Below are 16,953 nucleotides of genomic sequence, written 5' to 3'. Positions count from 1 at the left end.
GTCATTCTGACTGGATGTGTTGGGGCGGTTGAACTCACAGCGGTAAGCGGATATTTGAACATGCTACGCCCGACTCGTGAGCGCTCCAATTAATCGTGACGGTTTGTTCTTGTCGATATATCAATCGCCTCTCGTATCTGTTGCATGTCGCGTGCGGGAGGTGCCCCGAACTGTCGCAAATATTCGCGGTTAAACAGTGATGCACTTTCATATTCGACAATAAAGGCAACTTCAGACGCGCGATGCTCGCCGGTGAGTAAAAGCTGGCGAGCTTCCTGCCTACGGGCAATGAGATCCTGTGTGTCTTTCACCGGACCAAAGCGGATGGAGAGGCCGAAACCAATATCCAGCGGGTTAATGATGCGGTCGTTAAAATTATGGACAGGATATCTTTCAATGAGATGAGGACGTTACAGAGTGCGACTGACCAGCCCATTAAACATGAGATCCAGATGTGCCTCTATTAATATTTCCTTCTTCAGGTGACGACGGCCGGTGACATTTATATGCAATATCATCAGATTTAAAATAGAACTCATAATGACCTCAGGAGTACCAGACGCAGGCCCATCGCGAAACTCGCCGGCTTCGACCCCTTCTTTCAATAATTTACCTATTGCTCCAGCCAGGGGTTCTACGAATTCGTCATAATGGCGGTCAACGATCTCTGGAAGACGTATACCCTCAGTCAAAGACAAGCGCAGCATTTGCTGGATTTTGTTGTCCTTGGATATTTTTTCAAAGGCAGAGAGAAGCAGTTGACGCAGGCGTTCAGCGCAGGTGCCTTTAAATGATTCTGACATGCTTAACACATCACGGTATGGCTGGGAATGATGGTGAGCTATCGCTTCGAAGAGCGCTTCTTTGGTGGGAAAATAAAGGTAGATAGTGCCCTTACTGATGCCAAGACGCTTGGCAATATCATCAAGCCTGGTGGCGGCATAGCCCTTAATGGCGAACTCTTCGAAAGCGGCCTCCATAATTTCTTGAGGGCGCTGCGCTTTTTGTTGAGCCCGCGTCATCTTATTTAACATTTGGAAGAACTCCCTAGATTGGCCGTGGCTGGGCCTCGATTTTATCCTGCCCGGATCATGTCACAGTTCCGCATCATCGCAAATACCATTAGGGGCCTGGCACTGAAATCGAAGCCATTGAAAGCGTTCTGCAGCAGTGCGGACGACCCACAACGTTACTCACCAATAAATTGACTGACTGGTTAGTCAGTGGTAAATGTAGCGTCTATTTTCAGTGGTTTCAATGATGGGGATCCCATGCAACGGGTTTCGTTAGTTGTATTCAGTTTGGTCTGTATAGCACTGACAGGGTGTGACGGACAAAAGCAGGCGTCTGCACCGCCACAACCGGTGCACGCCATACAGGCGCAGTGGGTTCGCTATCAAAATGTGGCACACATATCGGGCGAGGTGGCTGCAAGGTTCCAGGCGGATCTGGCATTTCGCACAGAAGGGCGGGTGAGTGCGCGGCTGGTTGATGTCGGGAGCCGGGTACAAAAAGGGCAAGTGCTGGCCCGGCTAGACGACGTTGAAAAAAAAGCGGATGTGGATATGGCACTGGCGACACTCCGCTCAGCCCGCGCAACGCTTCAGTTAAAACAAAATACCTTCAGTCGCGATCAGAAGTTGCTCGCGACCCGGGCCATTTCACAGGCCGAATGGGACCAGGCGCGGGAAGACTTCAGCAGTGCCCAGGCGGGATTAGCCAGTGCGCAGTCCTCACTGAATACGGCAAAGGATGCGCTGACCTATACCGAACTCAAAGCGGATGCTGATGGGGTGATCGTGTCGCGCCAACTGGAAGTTGGCCAGGTAGTAGCTTCAGCCCAAACCGTTTTCACTCTCGCTCATGACGGTTTGCGCGATGCCGTGTTCCAGGTGCCGGAAGCCCTGGTACTCAACGAGCAGGCGGGAGAGAACATTGACGTTGGTTTGCTTTCGATGGCGTCTTCCCCCTTAACCGCCAGGGTGCGGGAAGTTGCACCGTTGCTGGATGAGACTCGCGGCACAGTCAGGGTGAAAGCCACGTTACCCGCGACGGCGCAGTGGCCGCTTGGCGCACCTATCGTCGGTGGCTTCGTGGCGAAAGAAGCGCAGGGCATTTTACTGCCGCCCGGCGCGCTGACCTCAATCCAGGGTAAACCCGCCGTCTGGGTGATAGACAAAGAAAAAGATGTCGTTTCTCTTCGGGCCATTAAGGTTTCGCGCTTCCGCTCCCACGACGTGGTGGTGACGGCAGGCCTGACGCCAGGATCCTGGGTGGTGACTGAAGGCGGAAAGTTTCTGATAGCAGGTCAGCGCGTTTCTCGGGAGCAAAAGTAAATGAACAGACATCCATGGTTCTTTATGTGTCCACTGGTTCTGCTACTGACGATGGTCGCGGGATGTGATGAGCACACTACCGTCATGCCGGCACCGCGCTACGTACTCTCCGCCACCGCGCTCGCAGAGTCGGCCGGCGGCATGAGCCTGGCCGGTACGGTGCAACCTCGTGCCACGTCGCCACTTTCCTTCCAGACTCCGGGCCGTGTCGTGTCACGCCATGTGGTGGTAGGCGACGAGGTTAATGCCGGTGAGGTACTTGCCGAGCTCGATCCCCTGGCGCTGGAGTTTTCCGTACAAAGCGCGCAAGCCAGTTTGCAGGATGCACAGGCAAAACTTCAAAACGCCTTCATTACGGCTAAAAGACAACGCAGCCTGGCCGCCGCAAGGGTCACGAGTATTGAGGCGCTGGACGAGGCAGAACAAAATCTGACGGCAGCTCAGGCGGCGGTTGGAGAAGCTCAGGCCAGAGTCCGTAAAGCCGTTGAACAGCGGAGTTATGCGCAATTGAAAGCGAACTTTAACGGCGTTATCACCTCGGTGTCCGTTGAGGCCGGACAGACCCTGGCCGCAGGACAGACGGTATTGCAGCTCGCCAGTCTGGGGGACCGGGATGCGGTGGTTGATGTGCCGGAGGCGCAGTTAAAAAATGTAGCCTTGGGGCATAGATTCGAGATCGCGTTGCAAATGGATCCCGCCATTAAATGGACGGGCGAGCTGAGAGAAATTGCTCCGGCGGCAGATGCGGCTACGCGTCTTCTGCGGATCAAGATAGCCATAAATGATGCTCCGCCGGCATTTCGGTTAGGCACTGTGGTGACGGCATTTCCCCTGATGACAAAACATGAGGACACACAGGTAGTCATTCCTGCGAGCGCCGTCCTTGAACGTCAGCAGGTGCACTTTGTCTGGGTGATTGACCCATCCTCTCTGACCGTCAACCTGAGAAAGATCCGGTTAATGCCTTCGCCGCAGGCGGACTCGGTTCATGTATTGAGTGGGCTGCGGGAGGGGGAGCAGATCGTTACGGCCGGTGTGAACAGTTTACAACCGGGGCAAAAAATCCGCATTGAGAGGGCGTCTACGCTGTGAACAAATTTAACCTTTCGGACTGGGCGCTCGAGCATCGCTCTCTGGTCTGGTATTTCATCATTATTTCTGCGGTGATCGGTTTCTTTTCCTATCAGGAATTGGGAAGAGAAGAAGACCCGGCCTTTACGATCAAAACGATGGTGATACAGGCGCAGTGGCCAGGGGCGACAGCGGAAGAAATGACAAACCAGGTGACCGACCGTATTGAGAAGAAGCTGCAGGAGATTGATACCTTAGATCACACCCGCAGCCAGACAACGGCGGGGCAAACCATTATCTTCGTGGATCTGAAGGAAGATACGCCGTCCAAGGACGTTCGCGCCGTCTGGCAACGGGTTCGCAATATGATGGCGGATATTCAGGCCGATTTTCCGGCAGGCATACAGGGGCCTTTTTTAAACGATCGTTTCGATGACGTGTTTGGCAATATTTATGCCTTTACCAGCGAGGGCATCAGCCAGCGTCAGTTGCGCGATTATGTCAACGAGGCGCAAAAGAAAGTGCTGACTATCCCCAATGTCGGCAAAGTTGAGATCCTGGGCGCCCAGGATGAAGTGATCTATCTGGAGTTCAATCCCCGGAAAAGCGCCGAACTGGGCGTGAGCCGCAGTGAGGTTATTGCCGCGTTGCAGGCGCAGAACGCCGTCACCGCATCCGGCTTTATCGAAGCCGGCTCGGATCGGATCGCGCTGAGGGTCGATGGCGGTTTCGCGTCTGAGCAGAGCCTGCGGCAAATCAACCTGCGCGTTAATAACCGGTTCTTCCCTCTCACTGATGTGGTCAACATTACACGGGGTTATGTTGATCCGCCGACCTCGCTGTTTCGCTACCAGGGTAAACCTGCCATCGCGCTGGCGGTGGGCATCAAATCAGGCAGTAATTTGTTGGTGTTCGGCCATGCGCTGGACCAGATGGTCGGCAATATCATGCATGATCTGCCTGCCGGGGTGTCGATATCAAAAGTCTCCGATCAACCCGCGATTGTGGATGACGCCGTCTCCGGATTTACCCGTGCATTATTTGAGGCCGTCGTCATTGTGCTGGCGATCAGTTTTATCAGCCTGGGCGTTCGGGCCGGCCTGGTGGTCGCCATTTCCATTCCGCTGGTACTGGCCATTACTTTCCTGGTGATGTATTACGCCGGTATTTCGTTGCAACGCATCTCGTTGGGCGCATTGATCATTGCGTTAGGGCTGTTAGTCGACGATGCGATGATCGCCACGGAAATGATGGTGGCTCGCCTGGAAATGGGCGACAGCCTCAGAAAAGCGGCCACGCACGTGTATACCTCAACCGCGTTTCCGATGTTGACGGGAACGCTGGTTACCGTGGCCAGTTTTATTCCGGTGGGATTTAACGCCAGCAATGCAGGTGAGTTTCTCTTTACGCTGTTTGTAGTGATCGCCGTTTCACTGATTGTCTCATGGGTTGTCGCGGTATTGATCGCTCCGCTATTAGGCGTGGCGTTGCTGCCAAAGACGATAGAAAAGAAAGCCGAACACAAGAGCCGGACCGACAAAGCCTTTTCCCGCATGTTGCACTGGTGTCTGCGCCACCGGTGGCTGACGATTGGCAGCGCCTGTGCGGCTTTTATTATCTCTGTTCTTGGGATGTCGCTGGTCCAGCATCAGTTCTTCCCCAGCTCTGACCGCCCCGAACTGATCGTAGACTGGAATCTGCCGCAGAACAGTTCAATCGAAGAAACAAGCCGGCAAATGGTGCAATTTGAACGGGAGGCGCTTCAAAACAGCCCTGACGTGGATCACTGGTCGAGCTATATCGGTACCGGCGCCCCACGGTTTATTTTATCGTTCGACGTGCAACCTTCATCGCTATCATTCGGCCAGACGGTGATTGTGGCGAAAGACATCAAAGCGCGGGACCGTTTGCAACTAAAGTTCAAATCTTACCTGGCCCACGCGTTTCCAGGTACCGACGCTTACGTCAAGTTGCTGGATATCGGCCCGCCGGTAGGTAAACCCGTGCAATACAGGGTGGCAGGGCCGGATATCCAACAGGTACGCAGCGAAGCCCATAAACTGGCCGCGATCCTGGGCCAGGACCCTGCGCTTAACAACCTTGCTTTCGACTGGAATGAGCCTGCCCGTGTGGTCAAGGTGAACGTCATGCAGGATAAGGCACGCCAGATGGGCGTCTCATCGCAGGCTATCGCTCAGGCCATGAACGTCTTGGCAGGCGGGGAAACGATCACCCAGGTCCGCGATGATATCTATCTAATAAATGTAGTGTGGCGGGGGCAGGCGAAAGATCGCGGCTCAGTAGACGCGTTGCTGGATCTGCAGCTCGATGGCGCCAACGGTCAGCAGATACCCTTATCCTCCGTCGCCACCTTCAGCTATCAGCTTGAACAACCGACCATCTGGCGGCGTGACCGCGCGGCCACCATTACGCTGAAAGCGGGTATTACCGGTGACATTCAACCGGCAACCATAGTGCAACGCCTTGAGCCCAAAGTGGAGGCATTCCGGCAGGGCCTGCCTCAGGGATACTCTGTCGAAACGGGCGGGGCGGTTGAGGAGAGTGCCAAGGCGCAGGCACCGATAGTGAAGGTGGTACCCGTCATGCTGTTTGTCATTGCGACCATTTTGATGATCCAGTTACAAAGTTTCCATCGTCTGTTTTTGGTCTTTTCCGTCGCACCGCTGGCGTTAATCGGTGTAGTGGCGGCACTGTTGCTCAGCAACGCGCCGCTGGGATTCGTGGCCATTCTGGGGGTGTTGGCGCTGGTAGGCATTTTGATCCGCAATTCCGTGATCCTGGTGGTGCATATCGACACATTGCGTGCCGAGGGAATATCCCCCTGGCAGGCCGTCGTACAGGCAACCGAACATCGTATGCGGCCCATCATGTTAACGGCGGCGGCCGCTACGCTTGCGCTGATCCCCATCGCACGAGAAATCTTCTGGGGGCCGATGGCGTACGCCATGATGGGCGGCATCATTATCGGTACCCTCCTGACGCTGTTATTCCTTCCCGCGCTCTACGTCACGTGGTTCAAGATCCCTCAAGAGGAGACGGCAGAATGACACATTCGACGATTTATGCCGGCTTGAGCGAGAGCCATCCCTTTACTCTCAGTCAGGTAGCAATGGCATGAGTTATTTTACTTTGTACCGAACTTTACACCTATCCCGCCGCGCCCTGACGCCGGTAGCGGCGTTAGTGTTTGCCACCTTTTTTACAGGTTGCACTTTAGCGCCCGAGTATCATCGCCCCGAAGCGCCCGTGCCGTCTGCATGGCCCATAAAGGCTAATGCTGACTTGCCGGAAACCCCCGTTGCGGCGATAACCTGGCAGGCATTATTCGGCGATCCCAAATTACGGCAGGTCGTTCAGTTGGCCCTGGACAACAATCGTGATTTGAGGATTGCGATTTTGAATATAGAGAAGGCACGAGCACAGTACCGGATACAGCGCTCGGAGCTTATGCCTCAGATAGGAATAACGGGGGCGGAGCAAGCCCAGCGCACGCCGGCGTCCGTCTCTTACACGGGCATTGGGGGCGTGACTCGAGGTTACAGTCTGGATGTCGGTATCAGTGCCTATGAGCTCGATCTTTTCGGCCGCATCCGTAGTCTTAAGGAAGAGGCACAGCAGGCTTACCTGTCGACCGCCTGGTCACGGCAGGCCACGCAAATAAGCCTGATCGCCGAAGTGGCGGGAAGTTATATGTCGCTGGCGACCGACCAGGATCTACGGCGTCTGGCACAGGAGACGCTGCACAGTCGCCAGGAGGCATATGACCTGCAGCAGAGCCTGACCAACGTGGGTAAATCCTCTCGGTTGCCGCTGCATCAGGCGGAAAGCGAGCTGGAGAGCGCCCGTTATCAGGCACTCCTTGCCGATAAGCAAGTTATGTCAGACCGTAATGCGCTGGCTTTACTGGTGGGCAAACCTTTACCCGCGAGTTTATTACCCTCAACAGACTCTTTAGCGCACATGATCAGCAATAAGCCGTTATCTGCGGGCCTCCCTTCCGATTTGTTGCAACAACGCCCTGATATCGTCGCATCGGAACACAGTTTACTGGGGGCCAATGCTGACATCGGGGCAGCACGTGCGGCGTTCTTCCCCAGTATCAGCCTGACAACCTCGGCCGGACGAGCGAGTAACGCTTTAGGGGAGCTCTTTGACGCAGGAGGGCGTAGCTGGAGCTTTGCCCCCCAGGTTAATTTGCCCATTTTCAGCGGTGGCCGGCTTATGGCTCAATTAGAAACATCCCGAGTCGAACGGGATATCGCAGTGGCTGAATACGAGAAAACCATTCAAACCGCGTTCCGTGAGGTCTCGGATGCGCTGGCAGAGCGGAGTGTGGTGGATGAGGAAACTGAGGCACAGCAAAAAAATGTCCAAGCCGCTCAGGCGGCATTGGATTTTGTTCAGGTCCAGTACGCCAACGGTGCGACGGACTATTTGAACGTGCTGGATGCCCAACGGACGTTATTCGCAGCGCAACAATCGTTGATTCAGAGCAGACTTTCGCAACAAAACAGCCTAATCACCCTGTACAAGGCCTTGGGGGGAGGGTGGCAGCGCGAAGCGGTAGAATGAGCCATTAGGGCCGTTTCTATCGTTGTTTCTGCCATGGATGGCGGCTAAATCGTTTGATTGCCCGCGTATCTCTTTCTTCGGGCCAGTCTCTCGGGTTAGCCGGTTTTTTTGTTTTGTTCCAGAGTCGTAAAATCGGTCAAAAACTTTTTCAATAATCTTTCCAGTTCGGCGCTCTCATCATTGGGCCAATTCTGGAAGATGCCGTCATAAATGAAGGCGCGCGCTTGATCGATTTTATCGGTCATCGTTTTGCCTTCAGACGTAATGACCGCTTCATTAATTCGCTTGTCTTTAACATTCTTCTGTCGTCGAGCCAGACCGATTTGCTCGAGCTTGGCGACTTGACGGCTCACCGTAGTGTAATCGCGGCCGACACGGTCAGCGAGTTCTCCAACCCCCATTGGGCCAAAGCGGCCTATCAGCACCAGCAGCGGAAATAAAGCGCGATCAAGATTTATTCCGGAATTTTTTATCATAATTTCATCACGTTGCGGGCGGTTAAAAGCGCCGACGATAGCCAGCAACGTGTCATGCAAATCGTCAAACTTTGTTAATTTATGTGTATTTTGCACTCTTTTCATTGACGGTCTCCGGGAATAAAAATAATGTGTGCATTATACACGTATTATTTATCGGCAGAAGGGGATATCAATGAAAGCAGCAATTGTCAGTGGGAAAGGCGAAACACCGGTTTACGGGGATTTCCGGGAGCCTAAGGCCGATGAGCGGCACAGAGTAGTCAATGTGAAAGCGGCCGCGATGAGTCAATTGGCCAAGTCACGGGCTGCGGGGACTCATTATAGTTCGGCGATTCAATACCCGTTTATACCCGGCATCGATGGTACCGGTTACCTTGCTAACGGCGAGCCGGTCTTTTTTTTCGCATTGAGTTCCCCTTTTGGCAGTATGGCTGAGATGAGTCTGGTTACGCCTAAAAGCATCGTGCCGCTGCCAGGAACACTCGATCTCTCAATGGCCGCCGCCATTGGTAATCCCGGAATGTCATCCTGGACGGCATTAACGCGCAGGGCACAGTTGCGAAAAGGGGAAACTGTTCTCATCAATGGCGCGACCGGCACCTCCGGCGGTCTGGCCGTGCGTATCGCTCGTCACCTGGGCGCGGGGAAAATCATTGCAACCGGCCGCAATACTGAAGTGCTGGAAAAACTTCGTACTCAGGGGGCGGATATCACGCTTGCGCTGGATGAATTGCCGCTTGAACTCCCCACGCTGATGGAAGAGGGGATCGATGTTGTTCTGGACTATCTTTGGGGGGAGAGTGCGCTTGATATCATGAAGTCTGCCGTTGCGGGGGGCGCCAGGGTAGTGCGTTTTGTACAGATCGGCTCATTGAGCGGGCAAGAAATATCATTGCACAGCAAATTGCTGCGCTCATCGGGACTGACCCTGATGGGCAGTGGTCTGGGCAGCGTATCCAATGGAGAGTTGGTCGCTTCGGTTGGTGAACTCTTGCAAGCGGCAGTACTGAGCGATTTCTCCGTTCCCTTCCGTCTTCGCCCGTTAAGTGAAGTGAACGACGCCTGGAATGAAGATGACAGCCGTTGCCGCACTGTTTTTACCCTCTGATATCCAAGATTTTTTCTTTATGCTGAAAGAGAACCCGTTTGGCGGGTTCTTTTATCCATAATCTAATAATCCCTTCGCTTCTTCCTGCGCCATTTAGCGGATGCCCCGTCTGGAATAACTTCGGGTGGGTCACTTCTTGCTATCCAGTTTGATTGCCACCCTGTGCTGAAAGTACTGCGTAAGAATCGCGGTATGATCGGCATCGCTCAGTCCGGTTGGTGGCTGGGAATGGTTAGCGATTGGTCAGAGCGCTAACCCCGGACTGAGTTTCCTTCAAATGATCTACTATTTGGCGAGGTTATTTGGCCAAGAGTTCTTTGCGGACGATTTCTGCGCCTGCACTTAACGCATCCAGCTTGCCTCTTGCTACTCCGCGAGGGAGGGGGATCATGCCGCAGTTGGTGCAAGGATAGAGCTTGTCGGCGTCTACAAACTGAAGCGCTTTGCGAAGCGTAGCGGCGACTTCCTCTGGCGTCTCAATGGTATTGCTCGCCACGTCAATGGCCCCCACCATCACCTTTTTACCTCGAATGAGCTCCATCAGCTCCATGGGAACATGGGAGTTCTGACATTCCAGTGAGATGATATCGATATTGGATTTTTGCAGTTTTGGAAAAATCTCTTCATATTGCCGCCACTCTGTTCCCAGCGTCTTTTTCCAATCGGTATTGGCTTTGATGCCATAACCGTAGCAAATGTGTACAGCCGTTTCGCATTTAAGCCCTTCAATGGCTCTTTCTAACGTGGCAATGCCCCAATCGTTCACCTCATCAAAGAAGACATTAAAGGCGGGCTCATCAAATTGGATGATATCGACACCGGCAGCTTCTAATTCTTTGGCTTCTTCATTGAGAATTTTAGCGAATTCCCAGGCTAGCTTTTCGCGGCTTTTATAGTGGTTATCGTACAGCGTATCTATCATGGTCATGGGACCTGGCAGGGCCCATTTAATGGGTTGGTCGGTTTGCTGGCGTAAAAACTTGGCATCTTCGACAAAAACAGATTTTTGGCGACTCACCGGGCCCACGACTGTCGGTACGCTCGCCTCATAGCGATTACGGATTTTAACGATCTCGCGTTTCTCAAAATCAACGCCGTTGAGGTGCTCAATAAAGGTAGTGACGAAATGTTGGCGCGTTTGCTCGCCGTCGCTGACAATATCGATACCTGCCTGCTGTTGATCTTCCAGGCACAAACGCAGAGCATCTTGTTTGCCGTCGATTAATTCCTGGTCTTGCAATTTCCAAGGTGACCAAAGTGTCTCAGGTTGTGCCAGCCAAGAGGGCTTAGGCAAACTGCCGGCAGTTGACGTCGGTAATAACTTTTTCATAATAGATGACCCTGTTTTTTGGTTAATCAAGCAGCGTAGTTAGCAGACCATTGTTCAAGAATAGTTTTGTATGGTTTAATAAAGTTCTCTTCAGTAAACTTTCCCTGCTCAATAGCCAACTGGCTACGTTCTTCTCGGTCATAAACGATTCGAGTTAAAGAATAATCCTGTTGGCTCAAGCTTGGCTGATAGTATTGCCCTGCTGCAGAATTAGCGTTGTAAATCTCAGGCCGATAAATTTTTTGGAAAGTCTCCATCGTACTGATGGTGCTAATAAGCTCAAGATCAGTGTAATCGCTGAGCAAGTCGCCACTAAAATAAAAAGCCAAAGGCGCAACGCTATTTTTAGGCATAAAGTAGCGAGCCTGTAACCCCATTTTGTTGAAATATGCATCGGTCAATGAAGGCTCGTCTTGCTGATATTCCACGCCCAATACAGGGTGCTCATTACCCGTGCGATAATAGGTATTTTTGCTTGAAACACTTAGGCATATAACCGGGTTTTTATTAAAGTTATCTCTGTACGCCTCTGAATTGATGAAATATTTAAATATGTTGCCGTGTAAATCACCAAAATTAGCCGGAATGCTGAATTGAGGTTGATTCTTGTTGTGCGCCGACAGCAATACGCTAAAGTCATAATCCCGCACGTAAGAAGAGAAGTTGTTCCCTACAATACCTTCGATACGTTCATTGGTTTTTTTATCAACAATGTTCGTTTTTAATATTTCAATCACCGGGAAGGTATTGCCATTGCCTTCAATACTCATCTCAACAGAAATGATTTCAAGTTCGACAGAATAACGATCGCCTTTGGGGTTGTCCCAATGCGCCAGTGTATTGAAACGATTGTCAATCATCACTAACGTGTTGTGCAGGTTCTCCTGGCGGTTCTTTCCTCTGGCCAAATTGGCAAAGTTGGTCGTGATACGCGTATTTTCGGAAGGGTTATAGTTTTCATCGAAAACGCTGCTCTTAAGCGTAAATGTAAAATTTTTATTCATAGTGTTCTGCATCCTAAGTTCTGACATGAAAACTGAATTTATTTCTTGATTTCCCAGCAATCACTGGTTTGTTCTTTCGCCAGTCTTCATGTTGTCAATAAGTTAACAATGCATCTTTTATGCCAGAGCCATGGGATGAGTGAAAGCGACTTAATTTCATTACAACATGAGTCATCTTCATGATCAGGAATACGGCTGGGGCTGGTGGTGTTGCAGAAACCCTGGCACACCAGATTTACAGCAGGGCTTCCCGGGCCAGAAGTGGCTGATTGAACCGCTTTATGGCAAGGCTAAAAGGTGTGTGTGGGGGGGCGCTTTCAATGTATGGGCATTTGCTTATCCATGGATGACGAGGCTTCACTTTCCATTCGGGCATGTGCTGGTTAGCATCAGCACTGGGTTATCTTTTCCTTGGCGAGAGGTTAACACTGATAAAATGCCGTCGTGTGCGGCGATTGCCGCCGGCACGCTGATGATGGGCTAATCGAATCAGGAGAACGCAAGATGTCTGACTATCCCACAATTGCTCTTATTGGTCCGGGTGCTATCGGTACCACCATCGCCGCTGTCCTGCATGACGTTGGCCGAACGCCAGTCCTGTGCGGGCGTACCGCGTATCCGCAGTTAATTCTGCGGCACGATGGCGGCGAAGTTATGGTGCCGGGGCCGGTATTGATCAATCCGGCGGCTATCAGCCATCCGTTCGACCTGGTGTTTGTCGCGGTGAAAACCACCCAGATCGCTGACAGCGCCAACTGGCTGGACGCATTGTGCGATGAAAACACCCTGGTATGTGCCCTGCAAAATGGCGTCGAGCAGGAAACCCAGTTGAAACCCTACGTCAACGGCGCAAAGGTGCTGCCTTCGGTCGTGTGGTTCCCGGCCCAGCGCGAGCCGGATGCCTCCGTCTGGCTGCGTGCCAAACCGCGCCTTACGCTGCCGGATGTGCCGCAGGCGAAACGGGTCGCCGATGTGCTCAGCGGCACAGACTGCGCGGTTGAGTTGTCATCCGATTTTCTCTCCATAGCCTGGCGCAAACTGCTGCAGAATGCGGCCGCGGGTCTGATGGTTCTCGCCAATCGTCGTGCCGGAATGTTCTCACGCGGGGATATCACTGAACTGGCTCTGGCGTATTTGCGCGAGTGTTTGACGGTGGCGCGTGCGCAAGGTGCCGTACTGAACGATAAGGTTCCGCAGGAGATCGTCGAGGGTTTTCATCATGCCCCTGCGGATTTGGGGACCTCCATTCTCGCCGACCGCCAGGCCAACCGCCCACTGGAGTGGGATATCCGCAACGGCGTGGTACAGCGTTATGGTCGCTTGCAGGGGATTCCGACGCCGATCAGCGACGTGCTGGTGCCGCTGCTGGCGGCAGGGAGTGAGGGACCGGGTTGACACCGTTAACTGCCGGGGAGTTTACAAGACAATGGCCCCCTGAATCGCCGCAGGTTTGAGCGAGATATCCCGCCCAGTAACATGGCTGGATAATGTCCGCCTGCAAAATGCGGCAGGTGCCTGCTTTTCGCTCATGACTGACTGTATGGGCCATTTTTTGCCGAAAGTGTTTATAAAACAGGTGGCGCTCCAGAGGCAAAAATTGATAAAACCTTAGCCTTGTTTCACAATCGCGGCAGCGCGTCTTTATGTTTTAACAACTTGAATACGTTGCGGCAATCGCGGCAGGATTAGGGTTCTTGAGGGAGTAATAACGGGATGGCACTCGGATTTGTTACGAAGAACGCGCTGGCTGACTGGCAAAACGTCCCTCTGTATCTGCCGAACTTTCAGTTCCATGAGCGGCACAGCACCACCATAACCACGGCTTACCCCGAAAAAATCTTACCGGCAATTGCGGGTTATGATATCCAGCAGGATATCGTGATTAAAACGTTAATGGCGGTGCGGAAACTGCCGCAAAAATTACGACGCCATCAATCTGAAAGTGCCATTGATCAGTTTGGGCTACAGAGTTTCACGTTGTTAGAAAACTCACCCACCGAACTTTGCTATGGCTTGAGAGGGCAGTTCTGGCGAACCGATTTTGGCCTTGAGGAGGTGCCCGATATCAGCGCTTATTGCGCCGCGCTACGGCCAGGCAACGCAAAGCTGCTGCTGAGATATCAGGTACGACAACTCACCGCCGACGAATATGCACTCTGTACAGAAACCTTCATACATTGCCCGGACAGAGCGACACAGCTGAAAATGGCCGGATACTGGCTGGCAATCCGAGTGGGAAGCGGCTGGATTCGGAAAAGGACATTGAAGGCAGTAAAGCTTGAGCTTGAGAAAGCGCGCCAACAGCCTTACGGCGGATAATCATCCCCTCAGTTGAGGCTGGGCGCACAGCTGGAATACTGGCATTAGACAGACTCAACTAATGCCCAAAGAGGGCTCCCTTGAAGAGCTGTCCAGTGCCCTATGAGGATGACGTCCGCTTCAGATATCTTATCTCTGGGGGAGGCGGATCAGACTTCAACTGGAAGGTAAACGCGTGATCTGGGCTTGAGGTTGATGCGTTGGCGATCTCTGAGTCGATGGAGGTTTGAGCCTGTCAGGGCTGCTACAGTAGCCCTGTGCCAGGAGCGCACTCAAAATAATCCTCTGACCTGCTTACGAACGCGTTTCTGACGCATGATTAAGACAGCCCTGGCCGATTAAAGTCTTGTGCACGGCCTCAATAAGGGGAGTATGAGGTTCGTGGCCCAGAAAATCGATCAGTTTCGAATTGTCCATCTGTATTGGCTGTTCCCACAAATACCGCATCTCCAGCATTTCATGCAGCGTGGTATTGAAAGGTGACATCGCAAAGATGAGCCACCAGGGAAACGATTTTACCTTCGCTTTAACGCCAGCAAGTTGCGCGACACGCTGTATGGCTGCGGCCATCGTCGTGCCATCGTGATCCCAGTGCCCACGCATGTGAAAACAGGCAAAGGGGGCGAGTTGGTCCCGACGCGCCAACAGTGCGGCAAGGGTTTCGGCGACGTCCGGCAGATAGGCCCACTGATGGCCTGTTCCGGCTTTACCGGGGTTTCTAATTATCCGTGGGAGTTGACCCGGTTTAACCCATCCCTGTGAAAACCAGTTGTTGCCTGCGTCAGGACCAAAGAAGTCACCGGCCCTCAGAATCAACACCTTTCCGCCACGTTGCGTGTAGGCTAACAGAGCCTTCTCCATTTGCACCCGTATGGCCCCTTTCCTGGTGACAGGGGTTTGGGGAGAGTCCTCACGTAAGCGTGGAAAGGCATCCGGACCGTAGTTGTAGACGGTGCCCGGGAGAACGATTAATGCGCCATTTCTCTCCGCCGCATTGATAGTGTTATGTAACATAGGCAAAACCAGTTGTTCCCAGTTTCGATACCCCGGCGGATTAACCGCATGGACAATCACACTACACTCTGACGCGGCAGACGCGACCTGCTCTGCATTCAGCGCATCACCGGCTGTCCATGTCACCGTTTCGTGCTCTTCACTTTTCGGGATACTGCGGCGCAATGCATGAACGTCCCATTTATCTCGGACGAGCTTACGGGCGATTTCGCCACCGATCCCGCCTGTTGCGCCCAGTATGAGTACCTTGTTTTGGCTTTTCATTGTTTTTACCTTTGTCGGATGTCTGCTTGACATCGTAGTGCCTGCGCGAGCTAAATGTAATTGCATGGCATCAAACAGCAGGTATGCATTTTTGTATGAAGCTAAATATTCCATGGGAATGGTATCGCACCTTCCTTGCGGTGATGAAAGAAGGTTCCCTGTCGGGGGCTGCACGTATGCTTGCCATTACCCAGCCTACAGCGGGCCGCCACGTGGCGGCCCTGGAATCAGCACTTGGTCTGGTTTTGTTTACACGCTCTCAGATTGGCCTACAGCCCACGGATGCAGCCGTCGCGCTGCAAGGCCACGCGCAAGCGATGGAAAACACGGCCAGTATGATTGAACGTTCGGCTGCCAGCTTTAGCACCCGCACCGCCGGACTGCGTGGCGTGGTGCGTGTTTCTGCGAGCGAAATTATCGGCACAGAAGTTCTGCCGCCCCTCATTGCGCAAATTAAAAAAGATTACCCGCAGGTTACAATTGAACTGGTTTTGTCTAACCGCATTCAGGATTTATTGAACCGGGAAGCGGATATTGCAGTACGCATGACCGCGCCGGTGCAGGAGCAACTGATTGCACGTCGGATAGGCAGTATTGAAATTGGTCTGCATGCTTCATCTTCCTATCTGGCACGGCGTGCCGCACCGGAAAGTATGGAGGAGTTGTTCACGCATACGCTTGTGGGCTTTGATAAAATGACGCCATTTATTTTACAGGCACTGAAACACTATCCTCAGCTGCATCGTGAACTATTTACCCTGCGCACTGACAGTGATGTGGCACAACTGAACCTTATTCGCGCAGGTGCTGGCATAGGTATGTGCCAGGTTCAACTGGCCAATTCTCCTGTTCCGTTACAAAGATTGATGCCTGATTTCTTTGCATTTCATCTCGACACCTGGCTGGTAATGCATGAAGACCTTCGCCACAGCAAGGCCTGTAAAACGGTATTCGATATTCTTGCAGAGGGTTTACGGGCTTATATCGCGAAGGCGAAACCGTGACATCCCCGCAAGGTGCGGTAATAAACCAGCAACGCGCGCTCAGCCCGTCGAGGCGCGTTTTCCATGATGACGTCCGCCATGTTCTCATTGTCATGAAAAGACAGATAAATCTCTGCCAGCTCAGCAGGGAGGTCGGCATCGTAACGCGCGAACACCTCGCGAAAGCGTTCAATCCAGGCTTTTTCCAGCTTCTCGTTACGCTGTGCATGGGCATGGCAGAAAACGTTTACGTTAAATGGTTTTTTCGTCAGAGCCTGTGTTTTTTTATCAAACTTTCAGCTTGCAATGGCGTTGACGCCCCCACACTGATCGAGTCAAGCGCACCGGCATTGCTGACTGTTGCAGCCATTTCAGCAGTGGAAACGCCCGCCATGGGGGCTTGAATAATGGGGTGATTGATGCTCAGTCTTTCGCACAGAATGTTATTCATC

The 16,953-nt window shown here is 52.7% G+C and carries 14 protein-coding genes; 8 read left to right on the top strand and 6 right to left on the bottom strand.

What is annotated here, in order from left to right; genetic code table 11:
• Window positions 1–410: 410 nt before the first annotated feature.
• Window positions 411–1,034, bottom strand: a complete 624-nt coding sequence (locus ACTJJ1_RS10275; protein ID WP_062792333.1) for a TetR/AcrR family transcriptional regulator — start codon at window positions 1,032–1,034, stop codon at window positions 411–413.
• 237 nt (window positions 1,035–1,271) lie between these two features.
• Between ACTJJ1_RS10275 and ACTJJ1_RS10270 the strand changes: the two genes are divergently transcribed.
• From ACTJJ1_RS10270 to ACTJJ1_RS10255, 4 genes are all read left to right on the top strand, one after another.
• Window positions 1,272–2,336 (top strand): efflux RND transporter periplasmic adaptor subunit, encoded by a 1,065-nt coding sequence (locus ACTJJ1_RS10270; protein ID WP_440833460.1) that lies wholly within the window; start codon window positions 1,272–1,274, stop codon window positions 2,334–2,336.
• Complete coding sequence (locus tag ACTJJ1_RS10265) at window positions 2,337–3,428, top strand: efflux RND transporter periplasmic adaptor subunit (RefSeq protein WP_440833458.1); 1,092 nt, start codon at window positions 2,337–2,339, stop codon at window positions 3,426–3,428. It begins immediately after the preceding gene.
• The gene (locus ACTJJ1_RS10260) at window positions 3,425–6,475 is read left to right on the top strand and encodes an efflux RND transporter permease subunit (RefSeq protein WP_440833456.1); all 3,051 of its coding nucleotides are present in this window, start codon (window positions 3,425–3,427) and stop codon (window positions 6,473–6,475) included. Before ACTJJ1_RS10265 ends, ACTJJ1_RS10260 begins: the two co-directional genes overlap by 4 nt.
• Before the next feature lie 67 nt (window positions 6,476–6,542).
• Window positions 6,543–8,000 carry an efflux transporter outer membrane subunit gene (locus tag ACTJJ1_RS10255; protein WP_440833454.1) on the top strand — a complete coding sequence of 486 codons (1,458 nt, stop codon included), beginning with the start codon at window positions 6,543–6,545 and terminating at the stop codon, window positions 7,998–8,000.
• 95 nt (window positions 8,001–8,095) lie between these two features.
• Here ACTJJ1_RS10255 and ACTJJ1_RS10250 read toward each other — a convergent pair whose 3' ends face one another.
• On the bottom strand, window positions 8,096–8,581 hold the full coding sequence (locus ACTJJ1_RS10250) for a MarR family winged helix-turn-helix transcriptional regulator (RefSeq protein WP_062792329.1): 486 nt from the start codon (window positions 8,579–8,581) through the stop codon (window positions 8,096–8,098).
• A 70-nt stretch (window positions 8,582–8,651) separates the two neighbouring features.
• Between ACTJJ1_RS10250 and ACTJJ1_RS10245 the strand changes: the two genes are divergently transcribed.
• On the top strand, window positions 8,652–9,587 hold the full coding sequence (locus ACTJJ1_RS10245; RefSeq protein ID WP_440833452.1) for a quinone oxidoreductase family protein: 936 nt from the start codon (window positions 8,652–8,654) through the stop codon (window positions 9,585–9,587).
• Window positions 9,588–9,885: 298 nt separating this feature from the next.
• On the opposite strand, the gene ACTJJ1_RS10240 is transcribed toward ACTJJ1_RS10245, so the two are convergent.
• Both ACTJJ1_RS10240 and ACTJJ1_RS10235 read right to left on the bottom strand, forming a co-directional pair.
• Complete coding sequence (locus tag ACTJJ1_RS10240; protein WP_004946619.1) at window positions 9,886–10,917, bottom strand: methionine synthase; 1,032 nt, start codon at window positions 10,915–10,917, stop codon at window positions 9,886–9,888.
• A 26-nt stretch (window positions 10,918–10,943) separates the two neighbouring features.
• A complete protein-coding gene (locus ACTJJ1_RS10235; RefSeq protein ID WP_440833449.1) occupies window positions 10,944–11,921 on the bottom strand; it encodes a DUF1852 domain-containing protein in 978 nt (325 codons plus the stop codon).
• Between the two features lie 504 nt (window positions 11,922–12,425).
• Here ACTJJ1_RS10235 and ACTJJ1_RS10230 point away from each other — a divergent pair.
• Both ACTJJ1_RS10230 and ACTJJ1_RS10225 read left to right on the top strand, forming a co-directional pair.
• On the top strand, window positions 12,426–13,316 hold the full coding sequence (locus ACTJJ1_RS10230) for an oxidoreductase (protein ID WP_440833447.1): 891 nt from the start codon (window positions 12,426–12,428) through the stop codon (window positions 13,314–13,316).
• 318 nt (window positions 13,317–13,634) lie between these two features.
• The gene (locus ACTJJ1_RS10225; RefSeq protein ID WP_440833445.1) at window positions 13,635–14,240 is read left to right on the top strand and encodes a hypothetical protein; all 606 of its coding nucleotides are present in this window, start codon (window positions 13,635–13,637) and stop codon (window positions 14,238–14,240) included.
• Between the two features lie 294 nt (window positions 14,241–14,534).
• Here ACTJJ1_RS10225 and ACTJJ1_RS10220 read toward each other — a convergent pair whose 3' ends face one another.
• A complete protein-coding gene (locus ACTJJ1_RS10220; protein WP_421417092.1) occupies window positions 14,535–15,518 on the bottom strand; it encodes an NAD-dependent epimerase/dehydratase family protein in 984 nt (327 codons plus the stop codon).
• Window positions 15,519–15,613: 95 nt separating this feature from the next.
• On the opposite strand from ACTJJ1_RS10220, the gene ACTJJ1_RS10215 reads away from it, so the two are divergent.
• Window positions 15,614–16,522, top strand: coding sequence for a LysR family transcriptional regulator (locus ACTJJ1_RS10215; protein WP_004946606.1), 909 nt, complete (start codon window positions 15,614–15,616; stop codon window positions 16,520–16,522).
• A gap of 247 nt (window positions 16,523–16,769) precedes the next feature.
• On the opposite strand, the gene ACTJJ1_RS10210 is transcribed toward ACTJJ1_RS10215, so the two are convergent.
• Window positions 16,770–16,895 (bottom strand): hypothetical protein, encoded by a 126-nt coding sequence (locus ACTJJ1_RS10210; RefSeq protein WP_440833638.1) that lies wholly within the window; start codon window positions 16,893–16,895, stop codon window positions 16,770–16,772.
• Window positions 16,896–16,953: the final 58 nt, after the last annotated feature.

This window comes from Serratia sp. 22264 (assembly GCF_052045345.1).
GTDB classification, from domain to species: domain Bacteria; phylum Pseudomonadota; class Gammaproteobacteria; order Enterobacterales; family Enterobacteriaceae; genus Serratia; species Serratia plymuthica.
The sequence above is the reverse complement of the archived record's forward strand: the minus strand, read 5'-3'. Positions and strand labels throughout refer to the sequence as shown.